At 57.6% G+C, this 19,554-nt stretch carries 16 protein-coding genes and 2 tRNA genes; 12 read left to right on the top strand and 6 right to left on the bottom strand.

Features of this window, described 5'->3' with window-relative positions; all coding sequences use genetic code 11:
* Positions 1–116: 116 nt before the first annotated feature.
* Entirely contained in the window at positions 117–1,547 is a 1,431-nt protein-coding gene (locus tag GHO41_RS03740; protein WP_048387271.1) for a M48 family metalloprotease, read from the bottom strand.
* A gap of 128 nt (positions 1,548–1,675) precedes the next feature.
* Here GHO41_RS03740 and GHO41_RS03735 point away from each other — a divergent pair, with 128 nt between their 5' ends.
* Positions 1,676–1,915, top strand: a complete 240-nt coding sequence (locus GHO41_RS03735) for a sulfurtransferase TusA family protein (RefSeq protein ID WP_048370433.1) — start codon at positions 1,676–1,678, stop codon at positions 1,913–1,915.
* Between the two features lie 32 nt (positions 1,916–1,947).
* Positions 1,948–3,018: an AI-2E family transporter gene (locus GHO41_RS03730; protein WP_048370431.1), complete on the top strand. Its 1,071-nt coding sequence runs from the start codon at positions 1,948–1,950 to the stop codon at positions 3,016–3,018.
* 72 nt (positions 3,019–3,090) lie between these two features.
* Here GHO41_RS03730 and acnB read toward each other — a convergent pair whose 3' ends face one another.
* Entirely contained in the window at positions 3,091–5,691 is a 2,601-nt protein-coding gene (acnB, locus tag GHO41_RS03725; protein ID WP_178110150.1) for a bifunctional aconitate hydratase 2/2-methylisocitrate dehydratase, read from the bottom strand.
* 405 nt (positions 5,692–6,096) lie between these two features.
* Here acnB and GHO41_RS03720 point away from each other — a divergent pair, with 405 nt between their 5' ends.
* On the top strand, positions 6,097–6,567 hold the full coding sequence (locus tag GHO41_RS03720; protein ID WP_048370428.1) for a DUF1289 domain-containing protein: 471 nt from the start codon (positions 6,097–6,099) through the stop codon (positions 6,565–6,567).
* 60 nt (positions 6,568–6,627) lie between these two features.
* Here the strand turns inward: GHO41_RS03720 and GHO41_RS03715 are convergent, their stop codons facing one another.
* Positions 6,628–7,482: a universal stress protein gene (locus GHO41_RS03715; protein WP_048370426.1), complete on the bottom strand. Its 855-nt coding sequence runs from the start codon at positions 7,480–7,482 to the stop codon at positions 6,628–6,630.
* A 220-nt stretch (positions 7,483–7,702) separates the two neighbouring features.
* On the opposite strand from GHO41_RS03715, the gene GHO41_RS03710 reads away from it, so the two are divergent.
* The 5 genes from GHO41_RS03710 (at position 7,703) to GHO41_RS03690 (ending at position 13,338) form a co-directional block, all read left to right on the top strand.
* Entirely contained in the window at positions 7,703–8,311 is a 609-nt protein-coding gene (locus tag GHO41_RS03710) for a tRNA-(ms[2]io[6]A)-hydroxylase (protein WP_048387275.1), read from the top strand.
* A 274-nt stretch (positions 8,312–8,585) separates the two neighbouring features.
* On the top strand, positions 8,586–9,059 hold the full coding sequence (locus tag GHO41_RS03705; RefSeq protein ID WP_048387277.1) for a MarR family winged helix-turn-helix transcriptional regulator: 474 nt from the start codon (positions 8,586–8,588) through the stop codon (positions 9,057–9,059).
* Positions 9,056–10,525 carry an efflux transporter outer membrane subunit gene (locus tag GHO41_RS03700; RefSeq protein WP_153432986.1) on the top strand — a complete coding sequence of 490 codons (1,470 nt, stop codon included), beginning with the start codon at positions 9,056–9,058 and terminating at the stop codon, positions 10,523–10,525. Before GHO41_RS03705 ends, GHO41_RS03700 begins: the two co-directional genes overlap by 4 nt.
* 14 nt (positions 10,526–10,539) lie before the next feature.
* The gene (locus GHO41_RS03695; protein WP_048370419.1) at positions 10,540–11,745 is read left to right on the top strand and encodes an efflux RND transporter periplasmic adaptor subunit; all 1,206 of its coding nucleotides are present in this window, start codon (positions 10,540–10,542) and stop codon (positions 11,743–11,745) included.
* Between the two features lie 63 nt (positions 11,746–11,808).
* A complete protein-coding gene (locus GHO41_RS03690; RefSeq protein ID WP_048370417.1) occupies positions 11,809–13,338 on the top strand; it encodes a DHA2 family efflux MFS transporter permease subunit in 1,530 nt (509 codons plus the stop codon).
* A 100-nt stretch (positions 13,339–13,438) separates the two neighbouring features.
* On the opposite strand, the gene lpxH is transcribed toward GHO41_RS03690, so the two are convergent.
* Positions 13,439–14,194 carry a UDP-2,3-diacylglucosamine diphosphatase gene (gene lpxH / locus GHO41_RS03685; protein WP_048370416.1) on the bottom strand — a complete coding sequence of 252 codons (756 nt, stop codon included), beginning with the start codon at positions 14,192–14,194 and terminating at the stop codon, positions 13,439–13,441.
* Positions 14,191–14,694: a peptidylprolyl isomerase gene (locus tag GHO41_RS03680; protein ID WP_048370414.1), complete on the bottom strand. Its 504-nt coding sequence runs from the start codon at positions 14,692–14,694 to the stop codon at positions 14,191–14,193. The genes lpxH and GHO41_RS03680 overlap by 4 nt, the downstream gene beginning before the upstream one ends.
* A gap of 271 nt (positions 14,695–14,965) precedes the next feature.
* On the opposite strand from GHO41_RS03680, the gene GHO41_RS03675 reads away from it, so the two are divergent.
* Positions 14,966–16,663, top strand: coding sequence for a glutamine--tRNA ligase/YqeY domain fusion protein (locus GHO41_RS03675; RefSeq protein WP_153330168.1), 1,698 nt, complete (start codon positions 14,966–14,968; stop codon positions 16,661–16,663).
* Between the two features lie 21 nt (positions 16,664–16,684).
* Complete coding sequence (gene cysS / locus GHO41_RS03670; protein WP_048370409.1) at positions 16,685–18,067, top strand: cysteine--tRNA ligase; 1,383 nt, start codon at positions 16,685–16,687, stop codon at positions 18,065–18,067.
* A gap of 158 nt (positions 18,068–18,225) precedes the next feature.
* On the opposite strand, the gene folD is transcribed toward cysS, so the two are convergent.
* Entirely contained in the window at positions 18,226–19,080 is an 855-nt protein-coding gene (folD, locus tag GHO41_RS03665) for a bifunctional methylenetetrahydrofolate dehydrogenase/methenyltetrahydrofolate cyclohydrolase FolD (RefSeq protein WP_048373029.1), read from the bottom strand.
* A gap of 280 nt (positions 19,081–19,360) precedes the next feature.
* Between folD and GHO41_RS03660 the strand changes: the two genes are divergently transcribed.
* Together GHO41_RS03660 and GHO41_RS03655 are read left to right on the top strand one after the other, a co-directional pair.
* A tRNA-Arg gene (locus GHO41_RS03660) sits at positions 19,361–19,437 on the top strand.
* Positions 19,438–19,478: 41 nt separating this feature from the next.
* A tRNA-His gene (locus GHO41_RS03655) sits at positions 19,479–19,554 on the top strand.

Raw genomic sequence — 19,554 nt, 5'->3', positions numbered from 1 at the left:
TCCCGAAGGAGAGGGAACCGATTGGGGGATGCTGAAGATACTCGCTGTCCTGTTTGCTGCGCGACAGCGCGGCGTCGAAGACGGGGCGGCCCCTCCTACCGGTTTATGGTGTTGGGTCAGTTCATCATGTCTTTGATCGCCCGCTCTTGATCCATCAGCTCGCGCTGGCGTGCATCGAGGCGTGACGACAGCTGGAAGTTGTTGGTGAGCTTTTTCGCAAAGGCGATTTGCTGGATGGCCTGACGGTAGTCACCCATCAAGGCGAAATACTCGGCGCGGGCCTGGTGCAGGCCAATGATGTTGCCCGACAACCCGCGTGTTTCTGCCACCTGATACCAGACGTCCGGGTCATCCGGGCGGCTTTTGAGTAAGGCGTCCAGGGCTTTTTCGGCATCGGCCGGGCGATTTTGCTTGAGCAGCAAGTCGACCCGGACCTGATTCAACGGGTAGTTGCCTGGGTACAGCGTGCGCATTCTGTCGACCCGCTGCTGGGCATCGGCCAGACGGTTGCTGTCCATGTCCAGCTCGATTTGCGCCAGGTTGTAAGTGATGTCGTTGGGCGCCTTGTCCAGCAACGGCTTCAGGGTGGTGCGGGCTTCATTGAACTGGCTGCCCTTGATTTGGGCAATCGCCAGGCCATAACGGGCGACGTCATTTTTGGGGTTTTCATCCAGCTGCTGGCGGAACCGCTTGGCGGCCAGGCCCGGCGTATCTTCGTATTGCAGTTGGACCCGGGCGCGAATCAGTTGATAGCGCAGGCTGTCTTCGGTGCCGCCAATTTTGGCCTGTTCGGCACGGTTGCGGGTGTCGGCAATACGCGATTCGGTCACTGGGTGAGTCAGCAAAAACTCAGGCGGCTTGGCGTCAAAGCGGTACTGGCGCATCAAGCGCTCAAACATGGTGGGCATGGAGCGCGGGTCGTAACCGGCCTTTTCAAGGTTGAGGATGCCGATACGGTCAGCCTCTTGCTCGTTCTGGCGCGAGAAACGTCGTTGCTCCTGAAAGGCCGCTGCCTGGGTGCCGGCGATGGTGGCAATACCGGCGTCACCGGCGCCCGAGGCGGCGATCACAATACCGGCGAGCAGGGCCGCCATCATGGGCAGTTGCATGCGTTGCTGGGCTTCTACACCGCGGGCAAAGTGGCGTTGCGACAAGTGAGCAAGTTCGTGGGCGAGTACCGAGGCGTATTCGCCTTCGGTCTGGGCGTTGAGGAACAACCCGCCGTTGACCCCGATAATCCCGCCGGGCGCCGCGAAGGCGTTGAGCTGCGGGCTGTTGATCAGAATGAACTCCAGGCGACGGTCCTGCACTTGGCTGGTTTCGACCAGTTTGTAGACGCTGGTTTCGACGTAGTCCTTGAGTTGCGGGTCATTGAGCTGCGACACCTGACTGCGCAGCATGCTCAACCAGGCACGGCCGAGTTGATACTCTTGCTGCGGAGACACGATGGCCGAGCTGGCGTCACCCAGAGACGGTAAATCGTCTGCGAAACTCGGTGATGCGAGCAGGCAAGCGAGCGTCAACAGGGTTGGGCGCAGAAAATTCATGCACAAAGCTCTAATCAATAAAGCGCTTACTGTAGCTGGACACTCGGCTGGCGACCAGTGGCGGTCTGCTTGGGGTATTCTAGCGAGCTAAAAAATGCCACCCATAGGCATGCCTGAGGAAGTAAAAAATGACTGATGCGTTGGCGCATGATGCGCTAGTGGATGCCAGTGGCCTGAGCTGCCCACTGCCGTTGCTCAAGGCCAAGCTGGAGCTTAACCGTCTGGCCCAGGGGCAGACCTTGAAAGTCATCGCGACGGACGCCGGTTCGCTACGCGATTTTCGGGCATTCGCACGTCTGGCAGGGCATGAGCTGCTGCGTGAAGAAGAAGATTCTGGCACCTATCGCTACTGGTTACGCAAGGCCTGAGGCCGGGCGGCGCTTTCTCTTAAGGAATTTCGATGTTCAAAGTGTTACGAAATTGGGTGCAGCGCTACTTCTCTGATGAGGAGGCCGTGGTGCTGGCGGTGTTGTTGGTGCTGGCTTTTACGGCGGTGCTGACCTTGGGCGGCATGCTCGCACCGGTGTTGGCCGGCATGGTGCTGGCGTATCTGATGCAGGGCCTGGTGGTGGCGCTTGAACGCCTGCGAGTGCCTGCCGGGGCGGCGGTCGGGCTGGTGTTTGCCCTGTTTATGGGGCTACTGCTGGTGTTTATGATCGTGGTCGTGCCTTTGCTGTGGCACCAGTTGATCACCTTGTTCAATGAATTGCCGGGCATGCTGGCCAAGTGGCAGTCGCTGCTGCTGTTGCTGCCTGAGCGTTACCCGCATCTGGTGTCGGACGAGCAGGTGCTGCAAGCCATCGAGGTGGCGCGCGGTGAGATCGGCAAGTTTGGCCAATTGGCGCTGACCTTCTCGCTGTCCAGTTTGCCGCTGCTGGTCAACATCATGATCTATCTGGTACTGGTGCCGATTCTGGTGTTCTTCTTTCTTAAAGACCGTGCGCTGATTGGTCGTTGGGTTCGCGGTTATTTACCCCGCGAGCGTGCGCTGATTACCCGTGTGGCCGAGGAAATGAACCGGCAGATCGCCAACTACATTCGCGGCAAGGTTATCGAAATCATCATCTGCGGCGGCGTGACCTACATCGCCTTCGTCACCATGGGCCTTAACTACGCGGCCTTGCTGGCGTTGCTGGTAGGTGTGTCGGTGGTGGTGCCGTATGTGGGCGCTGTGGTGGTGACGGTGCCGGTCATGCTGATTGCGTTGTTCCAGTGGGGCTGGAGCGACCAGTTCATCTACCTGATGGCGGTGTACGGGATCATTCAGACCCTGGACGGCAACGTGCTGGTGCCATTGTTGTTCTCTGAGGCGGTGAGTTTGCACCCGGTGGCCATTATTTGTGCGGTGTTGCTGTTCGGCGGGTTGTGGGGCTTTTGGGGGGTGTTTTTTGCGATCCCGCTGGCCACCCTGTGCAAGGCGGTGCTGGATGCCTGGCCACGTGAGCAGCAGGTGGTAGCGCCTCTGCTGTAAAGCTCGAAGCGCAGGCAAGAAAAAGCCCCGGCTCTCGCAAGAGAACCGGGGCTTTTTCGTTACGGCATCAGCTTACGCTTGAATGACCGGGATGTTGGCATTGGCTGCCGACTCACGGAATTCAGCGATCTGATCAAAGCTCAGGTAACGGTACACGTCCGTTGCCATGGTGTTGATCTCTGCTGCGTAAGCCAGGTATTCCTCAACCGAAGGCAGACGGCCCAGGATCGAAGCCACCGACGCCAACTCAGCCGAAGCCAGGTAAACGTTGGCACCGTCACCCAGACGGTTCGGGAAGTTACGGGTCGAAGTCGACACTACAGTGGAGTTCGGCTCAACGCGTGCCTGGTTACCCATGCACAGCGAGCAGCCTGGCATTTCCATGCGTGCGCCGGCTTTGCCGTAGATGCCGTAGTAGCCTTCTTCGGTCAGTTGGTGAGCGTCCATTTTGGTCGGAGGCGACAGCCACAGACGAGTTGGCAGCTGACCTTTGACCTTGTCCAGCAACTTGCCCGCAGCGCGGAAGTGGCCGATGTTGGTCATGCACGAACCGATGAACACTTCGTCGATTTTCTCGCCAGCAACGCTGGACAGCAGACGGGCGTCATCCGGGTCGTTTGGTGCGCAGAGCACAGGCTCTTTGATGTCGGCCAGATCGATTTCGATGATGTGCGCGTATTCGGCGTCAGCATCGGCTTCCATCAGCTCAGGGTTGGCAACCCAGGCTTCCATCGCTTGAGCGCGACGCTCAAGGGTACGCACGTCGCCGTAACCTTCCGCAATCATCCAGCGGAGCAGGGTGATGTTGGAGTTCAGGTATTCGGTGATCGATTCTTTGGACAGCTTGATGGTGCAGCCAGCCGCCGAACGTTCTGCCGAGGCGTCGGACAGTTCGAACGCTTGCTCGATGCTCAGGTTGTCCAGACCTTCGATTTCCAGGATGCGACCCGAGAATTCGTTGATCTTGCCTTTCTTCTCGACCGTCAGCAGACCTTTCTGGATAGCGACGTAAGGAATGGCGTGTACCAGGTCACGCAGGGTGATGCCCGGCTGCATTTCGCCTTTGAAGCGAACCAGAACCGATTCCGGCATGTCCAGTGGCATTACGCCAGTGGCTGCAGCGAACGCTACCAGACCCGAACCGGCAGGGAACGAGATGCCCATTGGGAAGCGAGTGTGGGAGTCGCCACCGGTGCCGACGGTGTCAGGCAGCAGCATGCGGTTCAGCCAGCTGTGGATGATGCCGTCGCCCGGACGCAGGGAAACACCGCCACGGGTCATGATGAAGTCTGGCAGGGTGTGGTGCGTGGTGACGTCGATCGGCTTTGGATAGGCCGCGGTGTGGCAGAACGACTGCATCACCAGGTCAGCGGAGAAGCCCAGGCACGCCAGGTCTTTCAGTTCGTCACGGGTCATTGGACCGGTGGTGTCCTGAGAACCTACGGTGGTCATCTTCGGCTCGCAGTAAGTGCCTGGACGAACGCCAGTCACGCCGCAGGCCTTGCCAACCATTTTTTGCGCCAGGGTGTAACCCTTGGTGCTTTCAACAGGTGCTTCAGGCTTTTTGAACAGATCGGTAGGGCCCAGACCCAGCTCGGCACGAGCCTTCTCGGTCAGGCCACGGCCGATGATCAGAGGGATACGGCCACCGGCGCGAACTTCGTCCAGCAGAACGGGAGTTTTCAGTTCGAAGGTGGTGATGACTTCGTCAGTACCGTGCTTGCACACTTTGCCAGCGTGCGGGTACAGGTCGATCACGTCGCCCATGTTGATGTTGCTGACGTCGAACTCGATTGGCAGTGCGCCAGCATCTTCCATGGTGTTGTAGAAGATTGGAGCAATTTTGCTGCCGAAGCAGAAGCCGCCTGCACGCTTGTTCGGTACATAAGGAACGTCGTCGCCGAAGAACCACAGTACGGAGTTGGTGGCCGACTTACGCGACGAACCGGTACCGACTACGTCACCGACGTAGGCGATAGGGAAGCCCTGACCGCGCATTTCTTCGATTTGCTTCATCGGGCCGATGGAGCCTTGAACGTCCGGCACGATACCGTCACGGGCCATTTTCAGCATGGCCAGGGCGTGCAGCGGGATGTCCGGGCGCGACCAGGCGTCTGGTGCAGGCGACAGGTCGTCGGTGTTGGTTTCGCCGGTAACCTTGAACACGCGCAGGCTGATTTTGTCTGCCAGTGTCGGGCGGTTTTTGAACCACTCGCCGTCAGCCCAGGACTCAATCACGGCTTTAGCGTGAGCATTGCCGTTTTTGGCTTTTTCAGCGACGTCGTGGAAGGCATCAAACATCAGCAGGGTGTGCTTGAGTTGCGCAGCGGCAACCGGTGCCAGCTCTGCGTCGTCCAGCAGATCAACCAGGGTCACGATGTTGTAGCCGCCTTGCATGGTGCCAAGCAGTTCAACAGCGCGTTGTTTGGTGATCAGGGGGGAGGTTGCTTCACCTTTCGCGATGGCGGCCAGGAAGCCGGCTTTTACGTAGGCAGCTTCGTCAACACCAGGTGGAATGCGGTTGGTGATCAGGTCAACGAGGAATTCTTCTTCGCCGGCAGGCGGGTTTTTCAGCAGCTCAACCAGGCCTGCAGTTTGTTCGGCGTTAAGCGGCTGGGGAACGATACCCAGGGCTGCGCGCTCTTCGATATGTTTGCGGTAGGCTTCAAGCACAGTTATTACCCTCATCATTGGTCCCAAATGGGTGTCCGGGACGCTCATCCAGGAATGCCAGGTACTCATGCGCTGCAGGGCTTTTTGGGCCGCTTAGCCAGAGTTTCAAGGATTCCCAACAGAAGCTGTTTTCAAAGTTTTACGCCATCCGAACGGCGGGATGATGAAGGTTGATGGGGGCACTTGCTGTGCAAACACCCCGCACCAACACCGTTCTTCAGGATCAACTGTGCTCGTGACGCTTTGAAAACAGCTTCCAACGGACATTGGCGCCTTAAAAGGCAGGCTGATTCTACGGCAAAAACTTGTTAAAGGTAAGTTAGGCCCTGAAGGTTGAGGGGTGATCTGCGTTAGACAAAGGGCTAACATGGCCGTCTGTTTCACTCTGCAGTGCTCTATTTCGCCATGCCCAACCAAACCATCAAGACCCCTTGTATCGGCCTGTGCTCAACGGTTTACGGAGACCTCGTGTGCCGTGGCTGCAAGCGTTTTCACCACGAAGTGATCCACTGGAACGGTTACAACGAGGACGAAAAACGCGCTGTCTGGCTGCGGCTCGAACAGCTTTTAGTGCAGGTCATGGCGGCCAAGGTCGAGGTGTTCGACCCGCCGGCGCTGCGCAATCAGTTGATTACCCGAAAAATACGTTTCGTAGAGAAGCAATCTGAATATTGCTGGGCGTACCAATTGATAGCCCGTGGCGCACGGGTGATCAATCAGTTAGAGATGTACGGGATGGTGTTGTTGCCTGAGTTTCGTGACTGGGGGCTGCCGGAGTTGCGTGACGCCATTGATCGGGAATTTTTCCTCTTGTCCGAAGCGCACTACGAGCGCTACATCGCCCCGGGCTTTCTCAAGGATGCGATGGGGCAATAGGTCCCGGCCCTCTGCCTCGCGATCTTTAAACGATCAAAAGATCGCGAGGCAAGCTCGCTCCTACACTTTTTGTTCCAGTTCCTTGACGATGTCTTCGGGCTTGAGCACCAGAACGTCGGACTCAAGCTTGTCGATCACGATTTCTGCGGTGTTGCCGATCAAGGCCGCTGACAAGCCGGTGCGCGCCACAGTACCGATTACCGTCACCACAGCGTCGAGCTTTCTGGCGACCTGCTGAATGATGATGTCTGCCGGGCCTTCTTTAATGTGCATGCGCTCGTCGCTGATTTCGAAGCGGCGCTGGAACTCCTTGCTGGCCGCCCGAAAGCTGGCTTCGTATTCGGTGTCGATCGGGTAAGCCGCATCCATCACCGCCAGGGTGGGCGCCGGGTGCGCGCTGACGACGTGCAGTTCGCCGTGGGTCAGGCTGGCAATGCGAAAACCCTGGTCGATGATGGTTTTGTGCAGCGCCATGTGGTCTTCGTCGCCGTTGCCTACATCGACGGCGGCCAGCACCACGCCGTTGCTCCATGGCTTGGTGGTTCTGACCAGCAAGACCGGGGTAGGGCAGTCGCGCAGCAGTTTCCAGTCTTCGGGGGTGAGCAGGATTTTTTTCAGGATGGAGTCGTCAACGTGTTGCTTGATCACCAGCCCGCAACCCTCGATTTGCTGCTCCTTGATGATGGTGGTGTGCAGGTTGTCGTGCCAGGCCTGACGCGACGTCACGCTGTAGCCTTCGGTAATCAGGCTGTTGGTCAGGACATTGAGCAAGGCTGAGTGATCGTGCTCTTTGTCGCCGATCAACAGGTGTAAATGCGCTTTGGAGGCTTTGGCGATTTCTTTGGCGCGCTTGAGGGCGAAGCTTTCCATCAGATGGGGTTCGATGACGACCAACAGGCTACGTATGGTTTGCATGAGCGTTCACTCCATGTGCAATAAGGGTGGATGCGAGCACTATAGTTGCTCATCAGTAATTCGGACGTTGATGCATATCAAGTTGCGCGGTTGGTGCTGTGGCACATGGCCCGTATAATCGGCGCCTTTCGCCTCGTCCAGCCTTTGTGAGCCTCATGTCAGCGATACCTCAAAACACGTTCGGCCCGTTGTGCAATCTCCAGTGTTCGGGAGTGCGTGCATGAACCTTCCTGAAATCCATGAGTTTTTGGGTTGCCGTACCCCTGACGGCTGGATCGCTGCTGCATTGGCCGATCAGGAAACCCTGCTGATTGACCACAAAAACTGCGAATTCAAGGCCGCCAGTACGGCGTTGAGCCTGATTGCCAAGTACCACTCGCACGTTGATCTGATCAATATGATGTCGCGCCTGGCCCGTGAAGAGCTGGTGCACCACGAGCAGGTCATGCGCTTGATGAAAAAGCGCAAAATCGAACTGCGCCAATTGTCGGCGGGCCGTTACGCCTCGGGTTTACGCAAAGTGGTGCGTAACCACGAGCCGGTAAAGCTGGTGGATACGTTGGTGGTCGGGGCGTTTATTGAAGCGCGCAGTTGCGAGCGTTTCGAAGCGTTGGTGCCGCATTTGGACGAAGAACTTGGCAAGTTCTACTACGGCCTGCTCAAAAGCGAGGCCCGTCATTTTCAGGGCTATTTGAAACTGGCCTATCAATACGGCGACGCCAAAGACATTGCTCAAGTCATCGAGCGGGTGAGGGCGGCCGAGCAAGAGCTTATTGAAACCCCCGATGTTGAATTCCGCTTCCACAGCGGCGTGCCCGCTCAGTCTTAAGTCGCCAATGTGCGCCACAAGACCTGTAGGAGCGAGCTTGCTCGCGATCTTTTGATCTTGATCTAAGGACCCCCTCTCCCAAAGGAGAGGGCATCGATAGGGGGTTGCTGTCGATTCTCGGAGGTCTGCGCGCTACGCGAAGACTGATCTCCTGCAGTAGCGATAACCCATTCCTATATCTCAATAGTTAGCCTGCTATTTATAATCTTGACATTAGCTGCCTAAGCAGTAGTATTTGGTTACATTCCTGCCTAGGCAGCTTTCTGGTGTCCTGATGAAACACTTCCAGCCCGATACTTTTCAAAACTGCACCCTGGGTTTGCTTTTGGGACGTGCAGCCTTGCTTAAAGACCGCATCATCGACACGCACATGGAGCCTTACGGCATCACTGCTGCGCAGTTCAAGGTGCTGATCATCATGGCGCAATTTGCTGTCGATACTCCGGCCGAGCTGTGCCGCCACTTGTCACTGGACAGCGGCTCGATGACGCGCATGCTCGATCGCCTTGAGCAAAAGAGTCTTTTGATTCGCCAACGCTCTGACGCCGACAGGCGCCAGGTACGTCTTGTGCTGACTGAAGACGGGCAGGCGCTGGCAGATCGGCTCCCGACGATTGGCGCTGATGCCATGAATCAATTGGCGGGTGCAATCAGCCCACAAGAACTGCAAAGCCTGGAACAGATCCTTAAAAAAATACTGCTGGCGGCCGGTGATCCGATCACTATCCAACGCTTGGGTGAAAAATGAGCAACAGAGCATTACGAACAGGCTTAAGCCTGATGTGTGTGTCCCTCGCGTTGGTAGGTTGTGCCAGCTACAGCGGCTTGACCACCCAAGGCGCGCGCCTGGATGCGAAAAGCCTCCAGTCCGCTCAAGCCCTCAAGGGCATCAATGTGACCCCGGCAGCCTGGCCGCAAAAGGACTGGTGGAAGCGCTTGGGCGACAGCCAGTTGAATGGCTTGGTCGACGAGGCATTGCGTGACAGCCCGGACATGCAGATAGCCAGTGCCCGTGTGCATCAGGCCACTGCCGCCGCCGGCGCTGCCAATGCGGCACGCATGCCGACGCTGGACGCCGAGGCCGATGTGACGCGCTCGCGTCTGTCGCGCTCCCAGGATCCAACCGGCCAGGGCGGTCGTTATGACACGGTGCGTGACATCGGTCTGACCTTCAATTACACCTTCGACCTGTGGGGCGGCCAGCGGGATGCCTGGGAAGCGGCTTTGGGCGAAGCCCGCGCTGCCGAAGTCGACAGCCATGCTGCGAGCCTGACCCTGGCGGCCGATGTGGCAAAGGCCTACAGCAATCTGGGGCATGCCTACAGCGTGCTGGATCTGTCGAAAGATGACCTTCAGCGCACCCGCAAAATGCTCGATTTGAGCAAGCAGCGGTTGCAGGCCGGTATCGACAGCCACTATCAGTACCAGCAGACCGAAAGCCTGGAAGCCAGCTCCCAGGAGCAGGTGATCAATGCACAGAAACAGGTCAAGAGCGCTCATATCGCCCTGGCCGTGTTGCTGGGTAAAGGGCCGGACCGTGGCTTCGAAATTGCCCGTCCGCAGATTTTGACCCCCGCCGCCGTGGCTGTGCCAAGCACGTTGCCCGCCGAGTTGCTTGGCCGTCGCCCCGATATTGTGGCGGCACGCTGGCGGGTCGAAGCGGCCAGTAAAAATATTGCCGCCGCCAAAACACGTTTTTACCCCAACCTTAACTTGAGTGCCGCTGCCGGGACTCAGTCCTTGCTGGGCGATGCGCTGTTTGGTTCGGCCAGCCGCTTTATGAACATCGCCCCGGCCATTTCGCTGCCGATTTTTGACGGCGGCCGTCTGCGTGCCGGGCTGGATGCCGAAGACGCCAATTACGACCTGGCCGTCGCGCAGTACAACAAGACGCTGGTGGCCGCCCTCGGTGATGTCAGCGATACCCTCGAGCAATTGAACGCCATGAGCGAGCAGGTCAGCACTCAGAAACGTGCGGCTGATATTGCCCAGCAGTCGTATGACTCGGGATTACAGCGCTACGAATCCGGTATCGGCAGTTACCTGGATGTCCTCAGCATCGAGCAGCAATTGCTCCAGGCGCAGCGCCAGCTGGCTGACCTGAATGCTGAGCAGATCACGCTTTCGATTCAACTGATGCAAGCCCTGGGCGGTGGCTTTGAGCCCGGCAATGCGGCTGCGGCCGTTCCTGTTCAAGCCTCCCTGGCAGAATAATTTAGGTAATCGTCATGGCTACTGTGCAAACACCGAATGAAGCGCAACACAATCAGGACGCTGGTAATCAGCGTAAACGTAAACTCTGGCTGAGTGGTCTGGCCATTTTGGTCATCCTGGTCGGCCTGGGCGTCTGGGGCTGGCATGAGTTGTATGGCCGTTGGAGCGAGAGCACCGACGACGCCTATGTCAACGGCAACGTGGTCGAAATCACGCCATTGGTGGCGGGGACGGTGGTGAGCATCGGCGCCGATGATGGCGATCTGGTTCATGAAGGGCAGGTGCTGCTTAACTTTGATCCGAGCGATTCGCTGGTCGGTTTGCAGAGCGCCGAAGCCAACCTGGCCCGCACTGTGCGTCAGGTTCGCGGCCTGTTCAGTAATGTGAGCGGTACCAAAGCGCAGGTGGCGGCGCAAAAAGTCGCTGTGCAAAAGGCCCAGGACAACTTCAATCGCCGGAAAAACCTGGCAGCAAGCGGGGCTATTTCCCAAGAAGAGCTGTCCCATGCGCGGGATGACCTGGCGTCTGCACAAAGTGCCTTACGCAATAACGAGCAGCAACTCGACACCACCAGCGCGCTGGTAGACAACACGGCCATTGCCAACCATCCGGATGTGCTGGCAGCCGCTGCGCAGTTGCGTCAGGCGTATCTGGAACACGCACGCACCACGTTGATTGCACCGGTGACCGGCTATGTCGCCAAACGTACCGTGCAATTGGGGCAGCGGGTTCAGCCAGGCACCGCGTTGATGGCAGTTATTCCGCTTAACCAGCTGTGGATCGACGCCAACTTCAAGGAAACCCAACTGGACAAGATGCGCATTGGCCAGCCGGTTGAAATTGAATCGGACCTGTATGGCAGCAACGTCAAGTACAGCGGTACCGTCGACAGCATCGGTGCGGGCACCGGCAGCGCGTTTGCCCTGTTGCCAGCGCAAAACGCGACCGGCAACTGGATCAAAATTGTTCAGCGTGTTCCCGTGCGTATCCACATCAATGCCGATGAGCTGGCCAAGCACCCGCTGCGCATCGGGCTGTCGACCACGGTTGACGTGAACCTGCATGACCAGAGCGGCCCGGTGCTGGCGCAACAGCCGCCGCAGAAGGCGATGTTCACCACCAACGTGTACGAGCAACAGCTGGCTGAAGCAGACACCCTGATTTCCCGCCTGATTGAAAGCAACAGCGCTGTGGCGGGCAATTCCGCCGCCCAACGCTAATTCGCCAATCCATAAGCCCCGCTGCACTGGCGGGGCTGTCCCCCTGGTTTTAAAGGATTTGCGATGAGCACAAACGCGTCTTTTACCCCGCCCAGCCTGCTGTTCGCCACCATTGGCCTGTCGCTGGCGACCTTTATGCAGGTGCTCGACACCACCATCGCCAACGTTGCCTTGCCGACCATCTCCGGCAACCTGGGGGTGAGTTCGGAGCAGGGTACGTGGGTTATTACTTCTTTTGCGGTGAGTAACGCGATTGCGTTGCCATTGACGGGCTGGTTGAGCCGGCGCTTTGGCGAAGTGAAACTGTTTTTGTGGGCCACGGTGCTGTTTGTACTGGCTTCATTCTTGTGCGGTATTTCGACGTCCATGCCTGAGCTGGTGGGTTTTCGTGTGCTGCAAGGTCTGGTGGCCGGGCCGCTGTATCCGATGACGCAAACCTTGTTGATTGCGGTGTACCCCCCAGCGAAACGGGGGATGGCATTGGCATTGCTGGCGATGGTCACGGTGGTGGCGCCGATTGCCGGGCCAATTTTGGGTGGCTGGATCACGGACAGTTACAGTTGGCCATGGATCTTCTTTATTAACATCCCGATTGGCATCTTTGCGGTGCTGGTGGTGCGTCAGCAGCTCAAGGCGCGGCCGGTGGTGATTACTCGCCAGCCAATGGACTACGTAGGGCTTATTACGCTGATCATTGGCGTCGGCGCGCTACAGATTGTGCTCGACAAGGGTAATGACCTGGACTGGTTCGAATCCAACTTCATCCTGATGGGCACGGCGTTGTCTGTGGTGGCGTTGGCGGCCTTTGTCATTTGGGAAATGACCGACAAACACCCGATTGTGAACCTGCGCCTGTTTGCTTACCGCAACTTCCGGATCGGCACCATCGTGTTGGTGCTGGGCTATGCCGGGTTCTTCGGTATCAACCTGATCTTGCCGCAATGGTTGCAGACCCAAATGGGTTATACCGCGACATGGGCGGGGTTGGCGGTGGCGCCGATTGGGATTTTGCCGGTATTGATGTCGCCTTTTGTGGGCAAGTACGCGAACAAGTTCGACCTGCGCCTGCTGGCCGGGCTGGCCTTTTTGGCGATCGGCCTGAGCTGCTTCATGCGTGCCGATTTCACCAATGAGGTCGACTTCCAGCACGTTGCACTGGTGCAGCTGTTTATGGGGATCGGGGTGGCTCTGTTCTTTATGCCGACCTTGAGCATTCTGATGTCGGACTTGCCGCCTCATCAAATTGCTGACGGCGCGGGCCTGGCCACGTTCCTGCGGACATTGGGCGGTAGTTTTGCTGCGTCCCTGACCACCTGGATCTGGATTCGTCGTGCCGATCAGCATCATGCCTACATGAGTGAAAGCTTGAGTACCTATGATCCGGTCACCCGGCATGCGCTGGACAGCTTGGGTGGGGCGAGCAACCAGGCGTATGCCCAGCTCGATCAAGTGCTGACCAGCCAGGCGTACATGCTCTCGACCGTGGACTACTTCACGCTGATGGGCTGGATGTTTATGGGCTTGATCTTGCTGGTATGGCTGGCCAAGCCGCCATTTGCCGCCAAGCCAGGACCGGCAGCGAGCGGGCATTAACGCCTGATTGGACGCAAACCTCGTAGGAGCGAGCTTGTCTCGCGATCTTTTGATCTTGTAAAAGATCGCGAGGCAAGCTCGCTCCTACAGTGGGCAGTGTTTATTGGGTGGCGTGAGGTAGCGCCAGTTGCGAATTGACGAACTCAAACGGCGCCAGTTGCATGCCCTGTTCATCCACTTGCAAGGCCCAGCCTTGTTTGTCCCAGTCGCCGAGTACGATGCGTTTGGCGGCGTAATCGCCAAGTTGCAATTTGTGTATCGCGGGGCGGTGGGTGTGGCCATGGATCAGGGTCTTGACCCCGAAGTGCTCCATGATCCGCGGTACTTCCTCGGGGGTCACGTCGACAATGTCGTTGGCTTTCATGCGGGTTTGCGCACGGCTTTCGCTGCGCAGCTTGCGCGCCAACTTATGGCGAGTGCTCAACGGCAAGTGGCGCAAGATCCACACCGTCACCGGGTTGCGCAGGTAGCGTCGCATACGCATGTAGGCTTCGTCGCGGGTGCACAGGCTGTCGCCGTGCATCAATAAAACCGGCTCGCCGTAGAAATCGACCACGCTCGGGTCTTTAAGCAGGGTGCAGCCAGCCGCCTTGCAAAAGGCCTGGCCGAGCAGAAAATCGCGATTGCCGTGCATCAGGAATACCTTCGTACCGCTGTCACTCAATTCGCGTAGCGCTTCGCAGATGGAGCGCTGGTAGGGCGTCATTGCATCGTCGCCGATCCAGGCTTCAAAGAAATCTCCCAAAATGTACAGCGCCTGTGCCGAGCGCGCGCGCCCGGACAGGAAATCCAGAAACGCCCGGGTAATGTCCGGGCGCTCCTCTTCCAGATGCAAATCTGAAATCAGCAGTATCACTCAACGATCTCGGCTTTCTCGATGATCACGTCTTCTGCCGGTACGTCCTGGTGGCCCGCTTTGGAACCGGTCGAAACGCCTTTGATCTTGTCAACAACGTCCTGGCCTTCGGTCACTTTGCCGAACACTGCGTAGCCCCAGCCCTGAACGTTTTTGCCGCTGTGGTTCAGGAAGCTGTTGTCAGCCACGTTGATGAAGAACTGCGCGGAAGCCGAATGCGGCTCCATGGTGCGAGCCATGGCGATGGTGTATTTGTCGTTCGACAGGCCGTTATCCGCCTCGTTCTGGATGCTTGGGCGCTTGTCTTTCTTTTCTTTCATGCCAGGTTCAAAACCGCCGCCCTGAATCATGAAGTTACCGATTACACGGTGGAAAACAGTGTTTTCGTAGTGGCCGGCTTTTACGTATTCGAGGAAGTTAGCGACAGTAATTGGCGCCTTTTCAGCGTTCAGTTCAATCACGATGTCGCCGTGGTTGGTGGTCAGTTTTACTTTTGACATGTCGTTATCGCTCTATCAGAAAATTCGTTGGGCGAGGAAATCGTATGACACCGTCAGCCCCGGTTGGGCTGGGTAGATACAGCCGCGGGCGAAGTTTAGCCTGCCCGCAGAGCATTTCGATGGTGTTTTTGCGATATGGGGGCTAAAAGCCCTATTTCAATTGCTTTGATTGGTCGCCTGCTCTGTCAGGGACTTGACAGCATCGGCTATGATAGGCGCTTTGATTTCGTCGGCCGCTCCAGGCCGCGCACCCGTTACGTTCAAGGATCCTATGAGCAAGCCCACTGTCGACCCCACTCTGAATCCAAAGGCTGGCCCAGCTGTACCGGCCAATTTTCTGCGCCCAATCGTGCAGGCGGACCTTGAATCGGGTAAATGCCAACAGATCGTGACCCGCTTCCCGCCTGAGCCTAACGGCTACTTGCACATTGGCCACGCCAAATCCATTTGCGTGAACTTTGGCCTGGCCGAGGAATTTGGCGGCGTTACGCACTTGCGCTTTGACGACACCAACCCGGCCAAGGAAGACCAGGAATACATCGACGCGATCGAAAGCGACGTGAAGTGGCTGGGCTTCCAGTGGTCTGGCGAAGTGCGCTATGCATCGCACTATTTCGATCAGTTGCATGACTGGGCGGTCGAGCTGATCAAGGCTGGCAAGGCCTATGTCGACGACCTGAGTCCTGAGCAAGCCAAGGAATACCGTGGCACCCTGACCGAGCCAGGCAAGAACAGCCCGTTCCGCGACCGTTCGGTCGAAGAGAACCTGGACTGGTTCGCCCGCATGCGCGCCGGTGAATTTCCGGACGGCGCCCGCGTGCTGCGTGCCAAGATCGACATGGCTTCGCCGAACATGAACCTGCGCGACCCGATCATGTATCGCATCCGCCATGCCCACCACCACCAGACCGGTGACAAGTGGTGCATCTACCCGAACTACGACTTCACTCACGGTCAGTCGGACGCCATCGAAGGCATCACCCATTCCATCTGCACCCTGGAGTTCGAAAGCCATCGCCCTCTGTATGAGTGGTTCCTCGACAGCCTGCCGGTGCCGAGCAAGCCGCGTCAGTACGAGTTCTCGCGCCTGAACCTGAACTACACCATCACCAGCAAGCGCAAGCTCAAACTGCTGGTGGATGAAAAGCACGTGAACGGTTGGGACGACCCGCGCATGTCGACGCTGTCGGGTTTCCGCCGTCGTGGTTACACGCCCAAGTCGATCCGCAACTTCTGCGACATGGTCGGCACTAACCGCTCGGACGGTGTAGTGGATTTCGGCATGCTGGAATTCAGCATCCGTGATGACCTCGATCACAGCGCCCCGCGTGCCATGTGCGTGCTGCGCCCGTTGAAAGTGATCATCACCAACTACCCTGAAGACAAGGTCGAAAACCTTGAGCTGCCTTGCCACCCTAAAGAAGACATGGGTGTGCGCGTGCTGCCATTCGCGCGTGAGATTTACATCGATCGTGACGATTTCATGGAAGAGCCGCCAAAAGGTTACAAGCGCCTTGAGCCTGCGGGCGAAGTGCGTCTGCGCGGCAGCTATGTGATTCGTGCCGATGAAGCAATTAAAGATGCTGACGGCAACATCATTGAGCTGCACTGCTCGTACGACCCTGAAACCCTGGGCAAAAACCCTGAAGGCCGCAAGGTCAAAGGTGTGGTGCATTGGGTGCCGGCGGCAGCCAGCGTCGAGTGTGAAGTGCGTCTGTACGATCGCCTGTTCCGTTCGCCGAACCCTGAAAAGGCCGAGGATGGCGCTGGCTTCCTGGAAAACATCAACCCTGACTCGCTGCAAGTGCTGACCGGTTGTCGTGCTGAACCCTCGCTGGGCAATGCACAGCCGGAAGATCGTTTCCAGTTCGAGCGCGAAGGTTACTTCTGCGCAGACATCAAGGACTCGAAACCAGGTCAGCCGGTATTCAACCGTACCGTGACTCTGCGTGATTCGTGGGGCCAGTGATCAAGTTTTAAGGAAGAGCTCGTGCTAACGATCTACAACACGCTCACCAAGAGCAAAGAAGTTTTCAAGCCTCTGGATGGCAACAAGGTGCGCATGTACGTTTGCGGCATGACCGTGTACGACTACTGCCACTTGGGTCACGGTCGCAGCATGGTTGCCTTCGACCTGGTGACGCGCTGGTTGCGTTTTAGCGGTTACGATTTGACGTATGTGCGCAACATCACCGATATCGACGACAAGATCATCAATCGTGCGAATGAAAACGGTGAAACGTTTGAAGCACTGACTGAGCGCATGATCGCCGCGATGCATGAAGACGAAGCCCTGCTGAACATTAAGAAGCCGGACATGGAGCCGCGTGCCACCGACCATATCGCCGGCATGCACGCGATGATCCAGACCTTGATCGACAAGGGCTACGCCTACGCTCCCGGCAATGGTGACGTGTACTACCGCGTTGCCAAGTTCATGGGCTACGGCAAGCTGTCGCGCAAAAAGATCGAAGACTTGCGCATCGGTGCTCGCATCGAAGTTGACGAGGCCAAAGACGATCCGCTGGACTTCGTGCTGTGGAAAGGCGTCAAGCCGGGCGAGCCAAGCTGGGAGTCGCCGTGGGGTCCAGGGCGTCCGGGCTGGCACATTGAATGCTCGGTGATGTCGACCTGCTGCCTGGGCGAGACCTTCGATATTCATGGCGGCGGCAGCGATCTGGAATTCCCGCACCATGAAAACGAAATCGCCCAAAGCGAGGCGGCCACGGGTAAAACCTACGCCAATGCCTGGATGCACTGTGGGATGATTCGCATCAATGGCGAGAAGATGTCCAAATCCTTGAACAACTTCTTCACCATTCGCGACGTTCTGGAGAAATATCATCCGGAAGTGGTGCGTTACCTATTGGTTTCCAGCCACTACCGTAGCTCGATCAATTACTCCGAAGACAACCTCAAGGACGCGAAAGCGGCGCTTGAGCGGTTCTATCACGCACTCAAAGGCTTGCCGAAAGTGGCGCCGGCCGGTGGTGAGGCGTTTGTAGAACGCTTCACTCAAGTGATGAATGACGACTTCGGTACGCCCGAAGCCTGTGCGGTGCTATTCGAAATGGTTCGCGAGATTAACCGTTTGCGTGAGTCGGACGAATTGGCGGCGGCCGGTTTGGCAGCGCGTCTTAAAGAGTTGGCCGATGTGCTGGGTGTATTGCAGCTCGAAGCCGATGACTTTTTGCAGGCGGGCGCTGAGGGGCGAGTTGATGCGGCGCAAGTTGATGCATTGATTGCGGCCCGTTTGGCTGCGCGCGCAGGCAAGGACTGGGCTGAGTCGGATCGCATCCGCGACCAGCTCACGGCAATGGGCGTTGTGCTGGAAGACGGCAAGGGTGGCACCACCTGGCGTCTGGCTGACTAAGCTGTTCGCTGTTCAAACAAAGCCCGCCTTATGCGGGTTTTTGTTTGTCTGGGTGATCGAAATTCCTTTGTAGGAGCGAGCTTGTCTCGCGATCTTTTGATTTTTTGCAATAAAAAACGGCACTCGAAGGTGCCGTTTTTTTTGCGAGACGCTACGGTTTAGCCGTGCAATGTCTCAGCCGCGTACAGCGTATTTTCCAGCAGGCAGGCGCGAGTCATCGGGCCAACACCGCCAGGTACCGGGGTGATCCAGCCGGCGCGGGGCAGGGCGGTCTCGTAAACCACGTCGCCGACCAGCTTGCCATCCGCCTGACGGTTGATGCCAACGTCGATCACGATGGCGCCTTCCTTGATCCACTCACCCTTGACCAGGCCAGGTTTGCCGGCAGCCACTACCACCAGGTCGGCACGACCTACGTGGCCAGCCAGATCCTTGGTGAAGCGGTGGGTCACGGTCACGGTGCAGCCCGCCAGCAGCAGTTCCATGGCCATGGGGCGACCCACAATGTTGGAGGCGCCGACAATAACAGCGTCCATTCCGTACAGGTCCTGACCGGTGCTTTCCAGCAGGGTCATGATGCCTTTAGGGGTGCACGGGCGCAGCAATGGAATGCGCTGGGCCAGACGGCCTACGTTATACGGGTGGAAACCGTCGACGTCTTTGTCAGGGCGGATGCGCTCCAGCAGGCTGGAAGCGTCCAGATGCTCAGGCAACGGCAGTTGCAGCAGGATGCCGTCGATGTTTGCGTCATCATTAAGACGGTCGATCAAGTCGGTCAGCGCTTGCTGAGTGGTGTCGGACGGCAGGTCATAGGCCTGTGAGAGAAAGCCTACCTCTTCGCAGTCTTTACGCTTGTGCGAAACATAAACCTGGGAGGCAGGATCGCTGCCGACCAGAATCACTGCCAGACCAGGAGTGCGCAGGCCTTGCTCGTGACGCTCGGCGACGCGTTTGGCAATCTGCTTGCGCAGGTTGGCGGCGATCGCTTTGCCGTCGATTAGTTGTGCAGTCATTACGCGTGATTAACCATCGTAAAGGGTGGAGAAAGGACGTGCATTCTCGCATGCCGTGGCGTACGGGCAAAGGCGCTTGGTCTGCTAATTCCCCTAACTCCTTTATATTTCTGAACTTTTTTGAAAAAACAGTTGACGACTTTCAGGGTCGTCTATAACATTCGTCGCACTTGTCGGGCACAGCCTAGCACTGGTTAAGAAGGTAGAGCGAAGTTGTTGTCCAGCTTGGTGATACTGAAAGCACTTAGTTTGTAATCGTCACAGAGTACAGATTAATAAGGCGCCCGTAGCTCAGCTGGATAGAGCATCCGCCTTCTAAGCGGATGGTCGCAGGTTCGAGTCCTGCCGGGTGCGCCATTAGGCAGCTTTGGCACAAGTAAAGCAGCAAAGGCAATATGGTGGGCGTAGCTCAGTTGGTAGAGCACGGGATTGTGACTCCCGTTGTCGAGGGTTCGATCCCCTTCGTCCACCCCA

This window comes from Pseudomonas sp. FSL R10-0399 (genome assembly GCF_009600165.1).
Classification (GTDB): Bacteria; Pseudomonadota; Gammaproteobacteria; order Pseudomonadales; family Pseudomonadaceae; genus Aquipseudomonas; species Aquipseudomonas helleri.
Note: the sequence above shows the minus strand (reverse complement) of the source record. Positions and strands in the feature narration are given on the sequence as shown.